Source organism: Citrobacter sp. H12-3-2 (assembly GCF_009649895.1).
Classification (GTDB): domain Bacteria; phylum Pseudomonadota; class Gammaproteobacteria; order Enterobacterales; family Enterobacteriaceae; genus Citrobacter; species Citrobacter portucalensis.
The window spans coordinates 704,286-721,934 of record NZ_CP045837.1; the positions used below are offsets into that span (position 1 = coordinate 704,286).

16 protein-coding genes and 1 riboswitch are annotated in these 17,649 nt (G+C 52.2%); of the genes, 8 read left to right on the forward strand and 8 right to left on the reverse strand.

The window, feature by feature from the left end:
• Positions 1 to 55: 55 nt before the first annotated feature.
• On the forward strand, positions 56 to 874 hold the full coding sequence (gene bacA, locus GHC22_RS03420) for an undecaprenyl-diphosphate phosphatase (RefSeq protein WP_003828439.1): 819 nt from the start codon (positions 56 to 58) through the stop codon (positions 872 to 874).
• Between the two features lie 109 nt (positions 875 to 983).
• Here the strand turns inward: bacA and GHC22_RS03425 are convergent, their stop codons facing one another.
• Together GHC22_RS03425 and GHC22_RS03430 are read right to left on the reverse strand one after the other, a co-directional pair.
• Positions 984 to 2,219 carry a multifunctional CCA addition/repair protein gene (locus GHC22_RS03425; RefSeq protein ID WP_048215522.1) on the reverse strand — a complete coding sequence of 412 codons (1,236 nt, stop codon included), beginning with the start codon at positions 2,217 to 2,219 and terminating at the stop codon, positions 984 to 986.
• Between the two features lie 62 nt (positions 2,220 to 2,281).
• The gene (locus GHC22_RS03430) at positions 2,282 to 2,902 is read right to left on the reverse strand and encodes a TIGR04211 family SH3 domain-containing protein (protein WP_003828434.1); all 621 of its coding nucleotides are present in this window, start codon (positions 2,900 to 2,902) and stop codon (positions 2,282 to 2,284) included.
• Positions 2,903 to 3,143: 241 nt separating this feature from the next.
• Between GHC22_RS03430 and GHC22_RS03435 the strand changes: the two genes are divergently transcribed.
• From GHC22_RS03435 to glgS, 4 genes are all read left to right on the forward strand, one after another.
• Entirely contained in the window at positions 3,144 to 4,445 is a 1,302-nt protein-coding gene (locus tag GHC22_RS03435; protein ID WP_153752231.1) for an inorganic triphosphatase, read from the forward strand.
• Between the two features lie 125 nt (positions 4,446 to 4,570).
• Complete coding sequence (gene glnE / locus GHC22_RS03440; protein WP_153752233.1) at positions 4,571 to 7,411, forward strand: bifunctional [glutamate--ammonia ligase]-adenylyl-L-tyrosine phosphorylase/[glutamate--ammonia-ligase] adenylyltransferase; 2,841 nt, start codon at positions 4,571 to 4,573, stop codon at positions 7,409 to 7,411.
• 59 nt (positions 7,412 to 7,470) lie between these two features.
• Entirely contained in the window at positions 7,471 to 8,904 is a 1,434-nt protein-coding gene (gene hldE, locus GHC22_RS03445; protein WP_048215525.1) for a bifunctional D-glycero-beta-D-manno-heptose-7-phosphate kinase/D-glycero-beta-D-manno-heptose 1-phosphate adenylyltransferase HldE, read from the forward strand.
• A 301-nt stretch (positions 8,905 to 9,205) separates the two neighbouring features.
• Entirely contained in the window at positions 9,206 to 9,412 is a 207-nt protein-coding gene (gene glgS, locus GHC22_RS03450; RefSeq protein WP_008785836.1) for a cell surface composition regulator GlgS, read from the forward strand.
• Between the two features lie 33 nt (positions 9,413 to 9,445).
• On the opposite strand, the gene ubiK is transcribed toward glgS, so the two are convergent.
• Positions 9,446 to 9,742: a ubiquinone biosynthesis accessory factor UbiK gene (gene ubiK, locus GHC22_RS03455; protein ID WP_153752235.1), complete on the reverse strand. Its 297-nt coding sequence runs from the start codon at positions 9,740 to 9,742 to the stop codon at positions 9,446 to 9,448.
• A gap of 132 nt (positions 9,743 to 9,874) precedes the next feature.
• Positions 9,875 to 10,024, forward strand: a riboswitch (FMN riboswitch).
• A gap of 106 nt (positions 10,025 to 10,130) precedes the next feature.
• Here ubiK and ribB point away from each other — a divergent pair.
• Entirely contained in the window at positions 10,131 to 10,784 is a 654-nt protein-coding gene (ribB, locus tag GHC22_RS03460) for a 3,4-dihydroxy-2-butanone-4-phosphate synthase (RefSeq protein WP_003828424.1), read from the forward strand.
• 84 nt (positions 10,785 to 10,868) lie between these two features.
• Here the strand turns inward: ribB and dsbI are convergent, their stop codons facing one another.
• Genes dsbI through GHC22_RS03475 form a run of 3 tightly spaced genes read right to left on the reverse strand, consistent with a single transcriptional unit; the run spans position 10,869 to position 14,049 of the window.
• Positions 10,869 to 11,546 (reverse strand): protein-disulfide oxidoreductase DsbI, encoded by a 678-nt coding sequence (gene dsbI, locus GHC22_RS03465; RefSeq protein ID WP_153752236.1) that lies wholly within the window; start codon positions 11,544 to 11,546, stop codon positions 10,869 to 10,871.
• A 14-nt stretch (positions 11,547 to 11,560) separates the two neighbouring features.
• The gene (locus GHC22_RS03470) at positions 11,561 to 12,229 is read right to left on the reverse strand and encodes a thiol:disulfide interchange protein DsbA/DsbL (RefSeq protein WP_008785833.1); all 669 of its coding nucleotides are present in this window, start codon (positions 12,227 to 12,229) and stop codon (positions 11,561 to 11,563) included.
• A 23-nt stretch (positions 12,230 to 12,252) separates the two neighbouring features.
• The gene (locus GHC22_RS03475) at positions 12,253 to 14,049 is read right to left on the reverse strand and encodes an aryl-sulfate sulfotransferase (RefSeq protein WP_153752238.1); all 1,797 of its coding nucleotides are present in this window, start codon (positions 14,047 to 14,049) and stop codon (positions 12,253 to 12,255) included.
• A gap of 397 nt (positions 14,050 to 14,446) precedes the next feature.
• Here GHC22_RS03475 and GHC22_RS03480 point away from each other — a divergent pair, with 397 nt between their 5' ends.
• Positions 14,447 to 14,623 carry a hypothetical protein gene (locus GHC22_RS03480; RefSeq protein WP_071446370.1) on the forward strand — a complete coding sequence of 59 codons (177 nt, stop codon included), beginning with the start codon at positions 14,447 to 14,449 and terminating at the stop codon, positions 14,621 to 14,623.
• 65 nt (positions 14,624 to 14,688) lie between these two features.
• Here the strand turns inward: GHC22_RS03480 and zupT are convergent, their stop codons facing one another.
• Positions 14,689 to 15,462 carry a zinc transporter ZupT gene (gene zupT / locus GHC22_RS03485; protein WP_003024600.1) on the reverse strand — a complete coding sequence of 258 codons (774 nt, stop codon included), beginning with the start codon at positions 15,460 to 15,462 and terminating at the stop codon, positions 14,689 to 14,691.
• A gap of 147 nt (positions 15,463 to 15,609) precedes the next feature.
• Between zupT and ygiD the strand changes: the two genes are divergently transcribed.
• Positions 15,610 to 16,398 (forward strand): 4,5-DOPA dioxygenase extradiol, encoded by a 789-nt coding sequence (gene ygiD, locus GHC22_RS03490; RefSeq protein WP_032945034.1) that lies wholly within the window; start codon positions 15,610 to 15,612, stop codon positions 16,396 to 16,398.
• An 85-nt stretch (positions 16,399 to 16,483) separates the two neighbouring features.
• Here the strand turns inward: ygiD and GHC22_RS03495 are convergent, their stop codons facing one another.
• The gene (locus tag GHC22_RS03495; RefSeq protein ID WP_008785828.1) at positions 16,484 to 17,644 is read right to left on the reverse strand and encodes a glutathionylspermidine synthase family protein; all 1,161 of its coding nucleotides are present in this window, start codon (positions 17,642 to 17,644) and stop codon (positions 16,484 to 16,486) included.
• Positions 17,645 to 17,649 lie beyond the last annotated feature (5 nt).

The window sequence follows — 17,649 nt, forward strand, 5'->3', positions numbered from 1 at the left end:
AGGGTCCTTTCGTCGGCTCTTTTTTGCCGTGGTTTCTCTATCTAGGGGTTTATTAATGAGTGATATGCACTCGCTGCTGGTGGCGGCAATTTTGGGTGTGGTCGAAGGATTGACGGAATTTTTACCCGTTTCCAGTACTGGCCATATGATTATTGTTGGCCACTTATTGGGTTTTGAGGGTGACACTGCAAAAACATTTGAAGTGGTGATTCAGCTGGGCTCTATTCTGGCGGTGGTGGTGATGTTCTGGCGACGTCTGTTTGGCTTGATCGGCATTCACTTCGGCAAGGCTCCGCATGAAGGCACTGGCAAAGGTCGGTTGACGCTGGGACATATCCTGTTGGGGATGATTCCAGCCGTGGTACTGGGGCTAATCTTCCACGACACCATCAAATCGCTGTTTAACCCGATCAACGTGATGTATGCGCTGGTGGTGGGTGGTGTACTGCTGATTGCCGCAGAATGCCTGAAGCCGAAAGAACCGCGTGCGCCGGGTCTGGATGATATGACCTATCGCCAGGCGTTTATGATTGGCTGTTTCCAGTGTCTGGCGCTGTGGCCGGGTTTTTCTCGCTCCGGGGCGACGATTTCTGGCGGCATGCTGATGGGCGTGAGTCGTTACGCGGCCTCTGAATTCTCCTTCCTGCTGGCCGTACCGATGATGATGGGCGCGACGGCGCTGGATCTCTACAAGAGCTGGTCTTTCCTCAGCGCATCAGATATCCCGATGTTTGCAGTCGGATTTGTGACGGCGTTTATCGTGGCGCTGGTGGCGATCAAAACCTTCCTGCAACTGATTAAACGCATCTCGTTCATTCCGTTTGCGATTTACCGCTTTATTGTGGCGGCTGCCGTTTACGTCGTGTTCTTCTGATGACTTACCGTGGTGCCGGATGGCGGCGTTCTGCCTTATCCGGCCTACGGGTTATATCCGTTTCGAACCTGTAGATCGGATAAGTACAGCGCATCCGGCAACGCAGTGTCTACGCTTTCGGGCAACGCTGCTCCTTCCAACTGGCTACCGCCGCGATGCGACGCCGGGTCAGTTCTTCACGAATTGCCTGACCTTTGAATCCAGCTTCAACCACGTCTTTCGTTGGCACCGCCTGCGCAACCTGCCAGGCTTCGCGCAACAGTCTGCCTTGCGGATAATCTGCCGCTTCAAAACCGGTTCGCCCACGCACATCAGCCTCGCTGGTGAGGGCGATTTGCTCCACGCGCTGCGGTTTGCGCCAGGCATCGATGGAATCAAACAGCTTAACGATGGTTTTCGGCTGCAGGATCGGGAAGGTATGAATGAGGTCGTGGAACTCGGAAACCAGTTTGGCTAAATCACGGATGTCATTCGGCACGCGCAGGCGCTGGCACAATTGTTCGACAAGCTTAACACCTGCCGGACCGTGGCCGTGATGGCGCGGCCACAGCGCTTTAGGCGTCAATGCCTTGCCAAGATCGTGGCACAGCGTAGCAAAACGCACGTCGACTTCCGGACTTAACATGGCTGCCATCGACAGCGTCATCAGCGTGTGAATGCCGGTGTCGATTTCCGGATGCCACTGCGCGGGGGCTGGAACGCCAAACAAAGCATCCACTTCCGGAAACAGGACGCGCAGTGCGTCGCAGTCGCGCAGGACCTGGAAAAATACCTGTGGGTTACGGGTGGTTAATGCGCCTTCGGTTTCTTTCCACACCCGCTCTGGTGTCAGATGCTCCAGTTCACCAGCGGTGGTCATGTCACGCATCAGCGTCATGGTTTCGTCAGCAATACGAAAACCAAGGTGCGCATAGCGGGCAGCAAAGCGCGCCACGCGCAGCACGCGCAGCGGATCTTCGCTAAAGGCAGATGAAACATGGCGCAGCAGACGGTTTTCCAGATCGTCGCGTCCGTTATACGGGTCGATAATCTCCCCGTCGTCATCGCGGGCGATTGCGTTGATGGTCAGGTCACGACGCTGAAGATCGGCCTCCAGCGTGACATCTGCGGCGGCATAGCAGGTGAACCCGGTATACCCCGAGCCTGACTTACGTTCGGTACGCGCCAGCGCATACTCTTCGCGGGTTTGCGGATGCAGAAACACGGGAAAATCGCGGCCTACCTGCTGGTAGCCCGCGTCGAGCATCTCTTGCGGCGTGGCGCCAACAACAACCCAATCTTTATCTTTAATCGGTAGCCCTAATAACGCATCCCGAACAGCACCACCGACCAGATAAATCTTCACGCCACTTTCCTTTTGAAAACTATGATCCCTTAATCATATGTCAGTGTGGCGGAGAAGGCGATTCAGTTCATCCAGCGATCTTTGCGTTTACGGCTTGGGATCATGTGTGGCAGAACCAGGCCGAGCAGCAGACCAAGACCCAACACGCCGCCACCGTACATAAACCACTGCATGATGATGGTGCGCTGTTTGTCATCAAGCTGAAGGTTGGCTGCGCTGACCTTCTTTTGCGCCACGATAAGCTCGTTTTTCAGCTTCTGGTTTTCTTGTTTCAGCCCGTCGATCACGCTGTCGCTTTGCGCTACCTTTTGCTGCATATCAGCGGTGCGCTGGTTCCACGTGGTATCGATATTATTGAGCTTATCGGTCAAGGTCTTAACCTGGTTTTCCAGGTCGGGAACGCGGGTACGCAGGCTCGGCGTACTGTTCAGCTCTTTCAGTGGGATCCAGGCGGTACGTCCGGTGCTGTCTTTCACCTGGCCGTAGTTAGTGTTGGCATCGGTCTGTAATAGCGTGACTTCCTCGCCGGCGTTAACCGTACCCACGAGGCGATAATTATCTCCCGGACCGCTGCGGACCCAGGTGTTCAGTTCGTCAGAGACATAGCGCTTTTCTTCGGCATGAGAGACTGCAGTGGCGCTAAGTGCGAGTAAAGTTAATCCAATCAGGCGTAATTTTGGCATCAGGCTGTCGTTATTGTCATAGAAAGTGGAACGATAGTAGTGGCATCAGTGTCTCTACGCAAAGCATTCGACATCAATCGGAATCATCTGTGTCCTTTTTGCCACCACTCGAAACTTTTACGCCCGTCAAATTGCTCGTTGCATGGCAATTTGGCGCAAAATACTATCTACTGACCATAAATAACGAACTTAGTTCGCAGTCAGTTTTCTCAACTGTGACATAACCCATAAGTACAAGACCATGGCCCAGGAAATCGAATTAAAATTTATCGTCAATAATGACGCTGTAGATGCGCTACGTGAACGTCTGAATACGCTGGGGGGAGAGCATCATGCGCCCAGCCAGTTGCTGAATATCTACTACGAAACACCGGATGCGTGGTTGCGTGGTCACGATATGGGGCTGCGTATTCGCGGTGAAAATGGTCATTACGAAATGACCATGAAAATTGCCGGACGCGTGACGGGCGGACTGCACCAACGGCCGGAATATAACGTTGCGCTAAACGCGCCTGAGCTGGACCTCACCTTGTTCCCAACGGAAGTCTGGCCTGATGGCGAGCAGCCTGCTGAACTTGCTTCTCAAGTGCAGCCGTTGTTCAGCACCGATTTTTACCGTGAGAAATGGTTGGTTGATGTTGATGGCAGCCGGATTGAAATTGCCCTCGATCTGGGGGAGGTGAAAGCGGGCGAGTTTGCAGAACCTATCTGTGAGCTTGAACTTGAACTGCTAAGCGGCGATACCCGTGCGGTACTGAAGCTGGCAAACCAGCTGGTTTCGCAAACCGGTTTACGCCAGGGTAGCTTGAGCAAAGCAGCGCGCGGTTATCACCTGGCTCAGGGGAATGCGCCGCGCGAACTTAAGCCGACACGCATTTTGAAAGTTCCGGCGAAAGCGAGTATTGAGCAGGGGCTGGAAGCGGCGCTGGAGCTGGCATTATCACAGTGGCAGTACCATGAAGAGCTGTGGGTGCGCGGCGTTAAAGGGGCGAAAGCCGAGGTGCTGGCGGCTATGGGCCTGGTGCGTCACATTCTGATGCTGTTTGGCGGTAATGTGCCGCGAAAAGCGAGCGCTCACTTACGTGATTTGTTGACCCAGTCGGAAGCGATCATTTCGTCGGACGTTTCTGCTGTTTCGGCGGTTTACAGCACGCAAACGGCAATGGCCAAGCTGGCGCTGACCGAATGGCTGGTGACCAAAGGATGGCAGCCGTTCCTTGATGCGAAGGCGCAGGGAAAAATTGCCGACTCCTTTAAGCGTTTCTCTGATACCCATCTTTCACGCCATGCCGCTGAGCTGAAGACCGCTTTTGCGCAGCCGCTGGGCGATCAGTACGCCGATCAGCTTCCTCGTTTGACGCGCAACATTGATAGCATGCTGATGCTGGCGGGATACTACGACGAAAATGTCGCATCAGAATGGATCGCCAACTGGCAGGGTTTGCGCCACGCCATTGCGGCCAACCAATATATTGAAATTGAACACTTCCGTAACGAGGCAATTGCACTGGAACCGTTCTGGCTGCACAGCGGAAAACGATAATCAGGGCCGAGGCCGGGATGCCTGATGGCGCTGCGCTTATCAGGCCTACGCGATGTGTGTAACTGTCATGTAGGCCGGATAAGGCGAAAAGACGCATCCGGCACCATTCAAAGGATAACCCGTAAATGAAGCAGCTCTCTTCACCGTTACAGCAGTACTGGCCGACCGTTGTTGAGCGGCTGTCAGCAGCAATATCTGAGTCCTCGCTTAGCGTTCAGGCGAAGTCAGTACTTACATTCAGCGATTTTGTCCGTGACAGCATTATTGCCCATCCCGAATGGCTGGCTGAGCTGGAAAGCGCTCCACCCCTGGCGGATGAATGGCAACACTATGCCGACTGGTTACAGCAAACATTGGCTGACGTTAGTGATGAAAACACGCTGATGCGTGAGTTACGCCTGTTTCGCCGTCGCATTATGGTGCGTATCGCCTGGGCGCAGACGCTGTCGCTGGTGACCGAAGAGAGTATTTTGCAGCAGCTAAGCCATCTGGCTGAAACGTTGATCGTCGCCGCGCGCGACTGGTTATACGCTGCCTGCTGTCGCGAATGGGGTACGCCCTGTAATCCTGAAGGTGTGGCGCAGCCGCTGCTGATTTTAGGCATGGGGAAACTGGGCGGCGGCGAGCTGAATTTTTCCTCCGATATCGATCTGATTTTTGCCTGGCCGGAGCACGGCAGCACACAGGGCGGGCGCCGCGAGCTGGATAACGCCCAGTTCTTTACCCGTATGGGCCAGCGGCTCATCAAGGTATTAGATCAGCCCACAATGGATGGGTTTGTCTATCGGGTGGATATGCGTTTACGCCCGTTTGGCGACAGCGGTCCGTTGGTACTGAGCTTCTCTGCGCTGGAGGATTATTACCAGGAGCAAGGGCGCGACTGGGAACGCTATGCGATGGTCAAAGCCCGCATTATGGGCGATGCCGACGGCACTTACGTCAGCGAACTTCGTGCCATGCTGCGGCCTTTTGTTTTCCGTCGCTATATTGATTTCAGCGTGATCCAGTCGCTGCGTAACATGAAAGGGATGATTGCCCGAGAAGTGCGCCGCCGTGGCCTGAAAGACAACATCAAGCTGGGGGCGGGCGGTATTCGTGAAATCGAATTTATCGTACAGGTATTCCAGCTGATTCGCGGCGGGCGTGAACCATCGCTGCAATCCCGCTCGCTGTTACCGACGCTGAGTGCCATCAATGCGCTGCACCTGCTGTCTGATACCGATACGGAACAACTGCGAGCAGCCTATCTCTATTTACGCCGCCTGGAAAACCTGCTGCAAAGCATCAATGATGAACAGACCCAAACGCTGCCAGGCGATGAACTGAATCGCGCGCGGCTGGCGTGGGGGATGAACGTTGATGACTGGCAGCAATTAACTGATGTGCTGGCCAATCATATGGACAACGTGCGCCGGGTATTTAACGAGCTGATTGGCGATGACGAAGCTGAAAGCCAGGAAGAGTCGCTCTCAGAACAGTGGCGCGAACTGTGGCAGGACGCCTTACAGGAAGATGACACCACGCCGGTGCTGACGCATCTGGCGGATGACGATCGCCGGCGCGTGCTGTCTCTGATTGCTGATTTCCGCAAAGAGCTGGATAAACGCACCATTGGCCCACGCGGACGCCAGGTGCTGGATCATTTAATGCCGCATCTGCTGAGCGATGTCTGTACGCGTGACGATGCCTCAGTCCCGCTATCGCGCATTACCCCTCTGCTGGTGGGGATTGTTACCCGTACGACCTATCTGGAACTGCTGAGCGAATTCCCCGGGGCGCTGAAGCATCTGATTTCGCTCTGTGCGGCCTCGCCGATGGTCGCCAGCCAGCTGGCGCGGTATCCGCTGTTGCTCGATGAACTGCTGGATCCGAACACCCTGTATCAACCTACCGCGACGGATGCTTACCGTGATGAGCTGCGCCAGTATTTGCTGCGCGTGCCGGAAGATGACGAAGAGCAGCAACTTGAGGCTCTGCGCCAGTTTAAGCAAACGCAGCTACTGCGTATTGCTGCGGCTGATATCGCCGGTACGCTGCCGGTGATGAAGGTGAGCGATCATTTAACCTGGCTGGCGGAAGCTATTATTGATGCGGTAGTCCAGCAGGCGTGGACGCAGATGGTCGCGCGCTACGGTCAACCCACTCATCTTAGCGAACGCGAGGGGCGTGGTTTTGCCGTCGTCGGCTATGGCAAACTGGGCGGTTGGGAGTTGGGTTACAGCTCGGATCTCGATTTGATCTTCCTGCATGACTGTCCGATGGACGTGATGACGGACGGTGAGCGTGAGATTGACGGGCGACAGTTCTATCTGCGTCTGGCGCAGCGCATTATGCACCTCTTTAGTACCCGTACTTCGTCCGGTATTTTGTACGAAGTGGATGCGCGTTTGCGTCCGTCAGGAGCGGCGGGGATGCTGGTGACATCAGCTGACGCTTTTGCCGATTATCAGCGTAACGAAGCCTGGACATGGGAGCATCAGGCTCTGGTGCGTGCTCGCGTAGTGTACGGCGACCCGCAGTTGACCTCTCAGTTTGATGCGATTCGTCGCGATATCATGACCCTCGTCCGTGATGGGAAAACCTTGCAGACCGAGGTGCGCGAAATGCGTGAGAAAATGCGTGCCCATTTGGGTAATAAGCATCGCGATCGTTTTGATATCAAAGCGGATGAAGGCGGCATCACAGATATTGAGTTTATTACGCAGTATCTGGTGCTGCGCTATGCGCATGAAAAACCGAAGCTGACGCGCTGGTCGGATAACGTGCGCATTCTGGAATTACTGGCGCAAAACGACATTATGGACGAGCAGGAAGCGCTGGCGCTTACCCGTGCTTATACGACGTTGCGTGATGAACTTCATCATCTTGCGTTGCAGGAACTTCCAGGCCATGTGGCGCTGGAGCACTTTGACGCTGAACGTACGCTGGTGCGTGACAGCTGGCGGAAGTGGCTGGTTGCCGAGTGAAGTGTGCTATTATCGCGCGCAAATTTTAAGACCCTCAGAGAATCTCTCAGGAGACAGGAATGAAAGTAACGCTGCCAGAGTTTGAACGTGCAGGAGTCATGGTTGTCGGTGATGTGATGCTGGATCGCTACTGGTACGGTCCTACCAGCCGTATTTCACCTGAAGCGCCGGTTCCGGTGGTGAAGGTCGATACCATCGAAGAACGTCCCGGTGGCGCAGCAAACGTGGCGATGAACATTGCCTCTCTGGGAGCGAATTCGCGTCTGGTGGGCCTGACCGGTATTGACGACGCGGCGCGTGCGCTGAGCAAAACGCTGGCGGATGTGAACGTAAAATGCGATTTCGTTTCCGTGCCGACCCATCCGACGATCACCAAACTGCGCGTGCTTTCCCGCAACCAGCAGCTGATTCGCCTGGATTTCGAAGAAGGTTTTGAAGGCGTAGATCCGCAGCCTCTGCACGAGCGTATTAATCAGGCGCTGGGTTCTATCGGCGCTCTGGTGCTCTCCGACTACGCCAAAGGTGCATTGGCAAGCGTGCAGCAGATGATTGCTCTGGCGCGTAAGGCTGGGGTGCCGGTGCTTATCGATCCGAAAGGAACCGATTTTGAACGCTACCGTGGCGCAACGCTGCTGACGCCGAACCTGTCTGAGTTTGAAGCGGTGGCGGGCAAGTGCAAAAGCGAAGATGAACTGGTTGAACGCGGCATGAAAGTGATCGCTGATTTCGACCTTTCCGCACTGCTGATCACGCGCTCCGAGCAGGGGATGACGTTGCTGCAGCCGGGAAAATCGCCGCTGCATATGCCGACGCAGGCGCAGGAAGTGTATGACGTGACCGGTGCAGGCGATACGGTTATCGGCGTGCTGGCGGCGACGCTGGCGGCGGGTAACTCACTGGAAGAGGCGTGCTATTTTGCTAACGCCGCAGCCGGTGTTGTCGTCGGTAAGCTGGGGACCTCTACCGTTTCTCCGATTGAACTGGAAAACGCCGTGCGCGGTCGGGCCGATACTGGCTTTGGCGTGATGAGCGAATCTGAGCTGAAACAGGCCGTTGCCAGCGCCCGCAAGCGCGGCGAGAAAGTGGTAATGACCAACGGCGTGTTCGACATCCTGCATGCGGGCCACGTTTCCTATCTGGCGAATGCGCGCAAGCTGGGCGATCGCCTGATCGTGGCGGTCAACAGCGATGCTTCGACCAAACGTCTGAAAGGTGAAACGCGTCCGGTCAACCCGCTGGAACAGCGTATGATCGTACTGGGCGCGCTGGAATCCGTCGACTGGGTGGTCTCTTTTGAAGAAGATACGCCGCAGCGTCTGATTGCTGGCATTCTGCCGGATCTGCTGGTCAAAGGCGGCGACTATAAGCCGGAACAGATTGCGGGTAGTGAAGAGGTGTGGGCGAACGGCGGTGAAGTGCTGGTGCTGAACTTCGAAGATGGCTGCTCCACGACAAATATCATCAAGAAGATCCAGAAAGACAGCGATAAATAACACCTGAAAAGTTTGCCGGATGGCGGTGTGAACACCTTATCCGGCCTACGTGACGTAACGTTTGTAGGCCGGATAAGACGCTTTCGCGTCGCCATCCGGCTTTTTTTCGCTTTATTCTTCAGCCGCAGCGCCTCTTTCCCTGATATACCCGCCATATTTCATGCCCTCTTAGATTTCATAGGAAACTGTGAACCCGCGCAGTAGTTTTGCGCACAATATGTACAGAATAACTTCGTATCCAGGGAAATACTGAAATTAGAAAAAGCATATGGCCTTAGCAGATATTCAATAACTGGAGGGTATGCTCATGAACAGCAATATGTATTCACTGAACAATTTCGATTTCCTGGCCCGTAGTTTTGCCAGGATGCAGGCTGAGGGCCATCCCATTGATATCCAGGCGATAACCGGGAATATGGATGAAGAACATCGTAGCTGGTTTTGCAAACGCTATGCGCTGTACTGCCAGCAGGCGACGGAAGCCAGGAAGCTAGAACTGGAACACTAACAGAAAAACGGGCCTTGCGGCCCGTTGTCGTTTTTACTCTTGCGGATCAACTGACGGGATCGCGGGGGCAGGCTTAACGTCTGCCGTTTTATCACGTGATTCAAGCTCAGTCAGACGTTGCTCAAGCAGCGCCAGCTTTTCACGCGTGCGCAATAAAACCTGAGTCTGTACATCGAATTCTTCGCGGCTTACCAGATCCAGACGGGTCAGCTGTGTCTGCAGCGTTTGACGAATTTTCTTCTCGACGTCTTCGCCAAACTCGCGGATCCCTTTCGGCATCGACTCGTGAACCTGACGAGCAATCTGCTCAATTTTTTTCGGGTCAATCATTGTGGTTTCCCTGAACTGGTACGTGTTGCTGCCTATTGTAGTGCGAACTGGCACAGGCATAAACCAGAATTGTGTGAAGCTAAGACGAGTAAAGGCGTTGATGAAGGTAATCAATAGCGTTATAGTTAACCCGCTTATTCTCAGGGCGGGGCGAAATTCCCCACCGGCGGTAAATCAACTGATGTTGAAAGCCCGCGAGCGCTTTTTGTTACGGCAAAAAGGTCAGCAGATCCGGTGTAATTCCGGGGCCGACGGTTAGAGTCCGGATGGGAGAGAGTAACGATCCAGTCGGGCATGGACCCGCTCACGTTATTTTTTTGCCGCTTAGACGGTACTCCTAAGACTGCCCTGATTCTGGTAACCATAATTTTAGTGAGGTTTTTTTACCATGAATCAGACGCTACTTTCCTCTTTTGGTACGCCTTTCGAACGTGTTGAACATGCGCTGTCTGCGCTGCGTGAAGGACGCGGTGTAATGGTGCTTGACGACGAAGACCGTGAAAACGAAGGCGATATGATTTTCCCGGCAGAAACCATGACCGTAGAACAGATGGCGCTGACCATCCGTCACGGTAGCGGTATTGTTTGCCTGTGCATCACTGAAGACCGACGCAAACAGCTCGATCTGCCAATGATGGTGGAAAATAATACCAGCGCTTACGGTACCGGTTTTACCGTGACCATTGAAGCCGCAGAAGGCGTAACCACCGGCGTTTCCGCAGCAGACCGTGTTACTACGGTGCGTGCGGCAATTAAGGATGGTGCAAAACCTTCCGATCTTAACCGTCCGGGGCACGTTTTCCCGCTGCGTGCTCAGGCTGGCGGCGTGTTGACCCGCGGTGGTCATACTGAAGCAACCATCGACCTGATGACGCTGGCAGGGTTTAAACCAGCCGGTGTGCTGTGCGAACTGACCAATGATGACGGCACCATGGCCCGTGCGCCAGAGTGCATCGAATTTGCCGGTAAGCATAATATGGCTGTAGTGACTATCGAAGACCTGGTGGCCTACCGTCAGGCGCATGAGCGCAAAGCCAGCTAATTGCTGACTACCGCGACAACCGTGGTAGGGATAAAAAAACCGAAGTCAGTTTTCTGACTTCGGTTTTTTGTTATTGCAACCTGGCTATTTTTTTCTGGTCAGTTTAAGTGCCCAGGCTCCGCTCATTACCAGCAACAGCACTAAACACAAACCAAAAGCGAGCAGGCAGGCCTGCGCCATATTCATAAAATGCCATGGCGGGAGCAGATACCAGCCTTCGGACTGCTGGTACAGATCGACAAACCACTTTTGCATACTGCTAAGCGCCACGCCATCAGGAACGACAGGTGCGTCATAGCCGCAATCTCCAGTGGGCTTAAACCATTCTGGAGCCCAGTTTGCCAGCGGCAAATTGAAAGGGAATGTCGGATCGGTGGAACATCCCTGTACGCCAAAGAGCGAATCCGGGTCCGGGTTATGTACCGCATAATGAATGCCATTAAGTTTGATGGAGAACTTAATGCCCATAATGCTGCCATAAAATGCCGCAATGCAGCCGACCAGTTTTAGAATGAGGTTTTTAGGGTTTATTGCCGCGATCAGCCCACCGAAAACCATCACAAACATGGCAAAGCGGATGTATACACATTGCTCGCAAGGGGCCATGTAGAGATAGATTTGGAAGAACGAGTGTGCCAGAATAATTAACCCACCCATGGCACAAGCCATTAGCAACCACAAAAAGCGTCGCTCCTGCCATCTCACCAGGGTATTAACCGGTGCGGTACATAAGTCTCGCCACAATCCTTTGATAAAATCCATAGCCGGTTCCCTGTTTATTTTGTCGCCAGCTCTCTGACAAGCTCAGCCATGGAATCAATCGATTTGATGCTTTTGGTGTAGATCAGGTACTTACCATTGACGACGTAAGCCGGAACCCCCTGGATTTTGGCAACATCATAAGCCGCTTTCCATTTTTCCAGTGTCTCCTGGACTACGGGTTCTTTTAAGGCGCTCTCGAAGTCTGCTTGACTCATACCTGCAGCGTCCAGTCCTGTTTTGATGAATGAAGCGGGATCTTTACCGTCAGACCAGCGTTCTTTCTTATCGTGGTAGGCAGTGTAGTAAGCAAACTTAGCTTTTTTGAACTGTGATTTGGCATCAAACAATGAAATTCCTGCGGCCTGATCCTTAGCAATCATTACTGCAAATACTTCACTGGCCTGTTTGCCGTATTCTCCTTTGGTCTCGAGATGAAACGGTGTGAAGGCGACGAGATCGGCAACTTTATCTGACACCGGGCCGGTCACGGCTTTATCATATTTGTAGCAGAATGGGCAGGCGTAGCTGAATACTTTGATCAACGTTTTATCAGCATTGGGAATCGGTTTCTCCAGCACCATATAGTCAGTACCTTCAGTAAAAGCCGATGCTGCAAATGGTGATACCAGCGCCGCCGTTAATACCACGCTTTTAAATAATGAAGTAATCCATTTAGATGACATAATTAATCCTTAATCTAACGAAATTATTTAAACAATTGTTGTGGGCGAACCAGTAATGCGCGGTAGTGAGTTTGGTTTGGTTTATCGGAAAGGACATCAATTTCGACTTTGACTTCTTTTGTTTTGTAGTCAATTTCGTTGATTTTGCCGATGGTTGGCTGTCCAACGTCAAATAAATTAATAGAACCACCAAATCCAAACATCGTGTCGCGGTCTTTTTGATATTCAATTACCGACGTGATAGGACTGTAGAAATCATAACCGCGCTCTTTCCCGTATTCCCAAACCTGCTGAACGGTTCCTTTTTTCTCGTCAATTTTATATTCGACGAATCGGGAGTATTTCATTGTTGGTAGAGCCGGTTGTTCGAGTCCACGGCCATCGCCATTGTCAAAGATGGTTAGCGTTCCTTTGCTGGAGAGCCAGGCGGTGTGTTGGGTGTAGGTAAAATCGAAATCAGTATTCTCGCACTTACCGTTTTCATCACACTTCAGCGCGTTGCCCTTATCATCAACCGGTTTTAACAGTTTGCTTGCCAGCGCCTTATTCCAGCCTTTAGACGGTGCCAGGATCCATTTCACCTGTTTATCGCGACCGATTTTGACGACACCCTGATGGCGGGAAGAAAGAATGATGGAGTCATCTTTAGCGTCATAGGCAATGGAGTTGACGTGAGCCCAGTTACGGCCTGCACCAACGCCGAGGGCGTCACCATAGGGGGTATCTGGCTCCAGTTTCGCCTGTTGGCCTGCGTGAGCGAGATCCACGTTGACGCATACCGCGCCTGCGTCCAGCGCACCCAGCAGCGCGTCACGCATCGGGTCGAGAATTTGTGTCAGATCCCATACGTCAACAACACGTCCAGATTTATCGACTTCAATAATCTGGTCGCGGATGGTATGTACGTGAAGGCCATCTTCTTTGCGATAATCGCGTTTACCCACGCGAAGCAGTACGGTGCCGTTCACTGTTTCGACCGACTCATGCGACGCGTCGAGGAATCCCCGAGGCAGCTTATGGTCGGCCAGAATTTGCCCCAGCATATCGAATTCATACCAGTGCTGGCCCTGGACGGCGGTGAAAGTGCCTCGCGGTGTTTCACGAATACCCATCAGGTAGCCGCGCTTGTTGATATCCATGTCATGGCCGTCATAGAAGGTGTCCTGATCCAGCCACCACCGATATTCACCTTCCGTATCGACGACAAAGGTAAAGGGTGCGATATCAAAGGGGAGTGCGCCGCCAGCTGGACCCGCATCCAGGATGCCGGCATTTTTATCTTTTTCGCCATGCCAGTGGAATTCTGCACCCTGCGGGGTAAAGGTGTGGGTATTCACCAGATAAAGACGATCTTCAAAACCCGGTGCTACTTTAATCACTTTTGTTTGCTGCAAATCAGATATTGAGCGGTTATCCATGTAGTGATTTACGATGGCGGAAGTTTGCACCACATAATCATCTTTCATGGCCTTACCGTTTTCTTTATATTCAACGGTTACCTTATTTGCGAACTTTTGATAAAGGCCAAAAATAGGAATGCCATCGTACGTGGCGAGTGACTCTTTGCCGACGGTATAAGTCACCGGAACGCCTTTTTCACCTTTACCATGGACGGTAACTTTAACATCTGAAATAACGTGGCTATCTAATTCAACCAGCGCAGTAAGCGGGGCATTTCCATAAGGGTCAACTACTATTGCGCCCAATTTTCCTGCAGGTTGGGCCGGTTGAAAACCAGCGGCAAGAGAGTTTCCTGCTGCTAATCCAAATGTCAGTGCCAGAGTCCCTGCTAGAAGTGTTTTTCGGTATTGTGTAAACATGGATATATCTCCTTATATTACCTATAAATATAATCTTGCTGAATATATTATGTTTTTACGGTTTTGATAAAATAAAGCAGCATTGCTAATACTACTTTTGTAATGCATTAATTAATATTGATGAAATGTATTATTCTGCAGAAACTAATTTTAATTATTTTTTTTGATAGTATGAGTGAGATATTTTAAGAACAATATTTATTATTGCGTAGTGTGATCTTGTCGACATTGTTTTAATTTTTTATAACGAGTTTGGCTAATAGCTTAGCCGCTGATTTATATGATCGAAATCATATATTTGTTTCTGAAATATGCCACTATATGAGTATGTCAGAATAAGGTTGTGTAAAATTTTAACGTTAAATGTTTAATGATGTTAAATTTTAAGGGTAGAAGAATGTTTATTGCCTGGTATTGGATTGTATTAATTGCACTCGTTGCGGTGGGTTATTATTGCCATATGAAACGTTATTGTCGGGCATTCCGCCAGGACAGAGATGCCTTACTTGAAGCGCGAAACAAACTCTTTCGTCGCTCTGGTGAAGATAACAGCGCGGTTAAGGAACAGGATTAGTCCTTCATATTCTGCTATGGATGAGCGGATGCTGTAAATTTGCAGGGTGGCATCCGCCCTCTGGATTATCCGATTCCCATCGACTGGAGGATGACGAGGCTTAATCCCATCACCGACATTCCACATAACACCCCATAGCTGGGATTATTATTGGGATCGATCTCTTTTGCCAACGGCATCAATTCATCGACGGACAGCGCCACCATAATACCTGCGACAGCCGCCATTATTGCCGCCATCACCACCGGTGATATCAGGCTACCGAGAATTAACCACGCCAGTACGCCGCCCAGTATTTCTGCCATACCTGAAATCCCTGCCCAGAATATCGCCGTACGTTTGGAGCCTGTGGCGGCATAGACGGGACCCGCCACCGCTAATCCTTCAGGAATATTGTGCAATGCAACGGCGAGGGCAATACCAAAGCCCAGCTCAAGGTTGCTACTGGCTGTAACAAACGTCGCAATCCCTTCAGGAAAGTTGTGCAGGCTGATGCCGAGCGTTAATAAAATCGCGGTGCGTTTAATAGAGCCGGGTAGAGGCTGCGTTGTTTTTTGTACCAGATCCTGAGGGTGCGCGTGCGGCAATAGACGGTCCAGGCCAAAGTAGCCCAGTAAGCCAACGATGAACATTCCGTAGCCTAATACCGGCGACATACCTTCAGCGGCCAGCGCAGCAGGTAGCATCTCCATAAGGGAGATCAGTAACATAATCCCGGCGGCGAAGCCTAAAGAAAAGGCGAGAACGCGGTTAGACGGTTTTTGCCCTAACACGCCGAGAAATGCGCCGATAAACGTGGCGGCACCTGCCAGTAAAGTCAGAAGTAAAGGTACTGACATCGACAAATAAAACTCCTTATCAATCTGCTATCCGGGTTGGATCGTCAAAATAACTGATGATCTTCATCATCGTTATCTGAGTTCTTCATCAACCGAATAAGCGTATTGTGGTGGTATCAAAATGACTCCCTCAGTAAGGATATCATCATGTCTTCAACTCGTATGCCAGCATTGTTTTTGGGTCACGGTAGCCCGATGAATGTTCTGGAAGATAACGTTTATACCCGTGCCTGGCAGCAACTGGGGGAAACGTTGCCGCGTCCGAAAGCCATTGTGGTGGTCTCGGCGCACTGGTTCACCCGTGGAACGGGTGTGACTGCGATGGAAGCCCCCAAAACGATCCACGATTTTGGCGGTTTTCCGCAAGCATTATATGACACCCATTACCCGGCTCCCGGCTCGCCTGAACTGGCGCAGCATCTGGTTGACTTGCTTGCTCCAGTGCCTGTGACCCTGGACAAAGAAGCCTGGGGTTTTGACCACGGTTCCTGGGGCGTGCTGATCAAGATGTATCCGAATGCGGACATTCCGATGGTGCAGTTGAGTATCGACAGCACCAAACCCGCGTCATGGCATTTTGAGATGGGCCGTAAGCTGGCGGCGCTGCGTGATGAAGGCATTATGCTGGTGGCCAGTGGTAACGTGGTGCATAACCTGCGCACTGCGCGTTGGCACGGTGAGAACACGCCTTATCCGTGGGCGACTTCATTCAATGACTATGTTAAGGCAAACCTGACATGGCAGGGACCGGTTGAGCAGCACCCATTGGTGAACTATCTCGATCATGAAGGTGGATCGTTGTCGAACCCGACGCCGGATCACTATCTGCCGCTGCTGTATGTACTTGGGGCTTGGGATGGTAAAGAGTCTGTCACTATCCCGGTAGATGGTATTGAGATGGGTAGTTTAAGTATGTTGTCGGTGCAGGTTGGATGATGAATGCCCGATGGCACTGCGCTTATCGGGCATTAAGTTCGCGTCGTAGGCCGGGTAAGGCGAAGCCACCACCCGGCACTTTCAATCATTCGACAAAAATATGCGGATAGAAACGTGACAGATCCTGCGTGATCAACGCGCGGTCTTCACGAATGCCGATCCCAGCTGGTTGATCGTTGATCAGCCAGCTGCCAATCAGCATATAGCTGTCGCCAAACTTCGGTAGCTGATGGAACTGCTGCACGATCATGCCTTCTTCACCGTACGGTCCTTCCACGGATTCGATCGTTTTACCGTTCTCAACGATGGAGACATTAGCCCCCTCGCGCGAGAAGATCGGTTTGACGACGAATTTATCCATCTGCGGATGGTCGTCTTCGGCGAAGTACGCTGGCAGCAGGTTCGGATGGTCCGGGAACATTTCCCATAACAGCGGCAACAGTGCTTTGTTGGAGATAATGCTCTTCCAGGCCGGTTCCAGCCAGCGAACGCCAGCGTCTTCCAGCTTGGTGGAGAACATTTCACGCAGCATGAATTCCCACGGATAGAGCTTGAACAGGTTAGCGATTACCTGATCCTGCATGTCGGTGAACTGACCTTTTTCACCAAGACCAATATCTTCTACATAGAGAAATTCTGTAGCGATCTCAGCTTCGGCAGCGCAATCCTGCAGATACTGGATCGTACCGCGATCTTCTACCGTATCACGACAGCAGGTCAGATGAAGCAGTTGAAAACCATACTGCTCACGCAGCTCGGTGAAACGCTCGATCAGTTTTTCCTGCAGACTGTTGAACTGATCGCTGCCTTCCGGCAGGTTGCCCGCATTGAGCTGATCTTCCAGCCAGATCCACTGGAAAAACGCGGCTTCGTACAGCGAGGTTGGCGTATCGGCGTTGTTTTCTAAAAGCTTGGGTTCACCCGTGCCGTCCCATGCCAGATCGAGACGTGAATAGAGCGACGGTTGCTGTGTCTGCCAGGACTGGCGGACAAAGCCCCAGGTATGCTTCGGAATGCGAAACTTGGTCATCAACTCATCGCTGGCGATGACCTTTTCCACCACCTTGAGGCACATTTGATGCAGCTCTGCGGTGACCTCTTCCAGCTTTTCAACCTGAGCAAGGGTGAGCTTATAGTACGCGTCTTCACACCAGTACGGCTCGCCGTACATAGTGTGAAAATTGAAACCGTATTCGGTGGCTTTGTCGCGCCAGTCCGGGCGCTCAACAATACTGACTCTTTCCATGACGA

Excerpts from the sequence above, each read along its gene's own strand:
- bacA (WP_003828439.1), top strand. The coding sequence starts at position 56 with ATGAGTGATATGCACTCGCTGCTGGTGGCGGCAATTTTGGGTGTGGTC.
- GHC22_RS03475 (WP_153752238.1), bottom strand. The coding sequence starts at position 14,049 with ATGTTTACACAATACCGAAAAACACTTCTAGCAGGGACTCTGGCACTG.
- hldE (WP_048215525.1), top strand. The coding sequence starts at position 7,471 with ATGAAAGTAACGCTGCCAGAGTTTGAACGTGCAGGAGTCATGGTTGTC.
- GHC22_RS03495 (WP_008785828.1), bottom strand. The coding sequence starts at position 17,644 with ATGGAAAGAGTCAGTATTGTTGAGCGCCCGGACTGGCGCGACAAAGCC.
- glnE (WP_153752233.1), top strand. The coding sequence starts at position 4,571 with ATGAAGCAGCTCTCTTCACCGTTACAGCAGTACTGGCCGACCGTTGTT.
- GHC22_RS03480 (WP_071446370.1), top strand. The coding sequence starts at position 14,447 with ATGTTTATTGCCTGGTATTGGATTGTATTAATTGCACTCGTTGCGGTG.
- GHC22_RS03470 (WP_008785833.1), bottom strand. The coding sequence starts at position 12,229 with ATGTCATCTAAATGGATTACTTCATTATTTAAAAGCGTGGTATTAACG.
- ribB (WP_003828424.1), top strand. The coding sequence starts at position 10,131 with ATGAATCAGACGCTACTTTCCTCTTTTGGTACGCCTTTCGAACGTGTT.
- ygiD (WP_032945034.1), top strand. The coding sequence starts at position 15,610 with ATGTCTTCAACTCGTATGCCAGCATTGTTTTTGGGTCACGGTAGCCCG.
- ubiK (WP_153752235.1), bottom strand. The coding sequence starts at position 9,742 with ATGATTGACCCGAAAAAAATTGAGCAGATTGCTCGTCAGGTTCACGAG.
- GHC22_RS03435 (WP_153752231.1), top strand. The coding sequence starts at position 3,144 with ATGGCCCAGGAAATCGAATTAAAATTTATCGTCAATAATGACGCTGTA.
- glgS (WP_008785836.1), top strand. The coding sequence starts at position 9,206 with ATGCTCATGAACAGCAATATGTATTCACTGAACAATTTCGATTTCCTG.
- GHC22_RS03430 (WP_003828434.1), bottom strand. The coding sequence starts at position 2,902 with ATGCCAAAATTACGCCTGATTGGATTAACTTTACTCGCACTTAGCGCC.
- zupT (WP_003024600.1), bottom strand. The coding sequence starts at position 15,462 with ATGTCAGTACCTTTACTTCTGACTTTACTGGCAGGTGCCGCCACGTTT.
- dsbI (WP_153752236.1), bottom strand. The coding sequence starts at position 11,546 with ATGGATTTTATCAAAGGATTGTGGCGAGACTTATGTACCGCACCGGTT.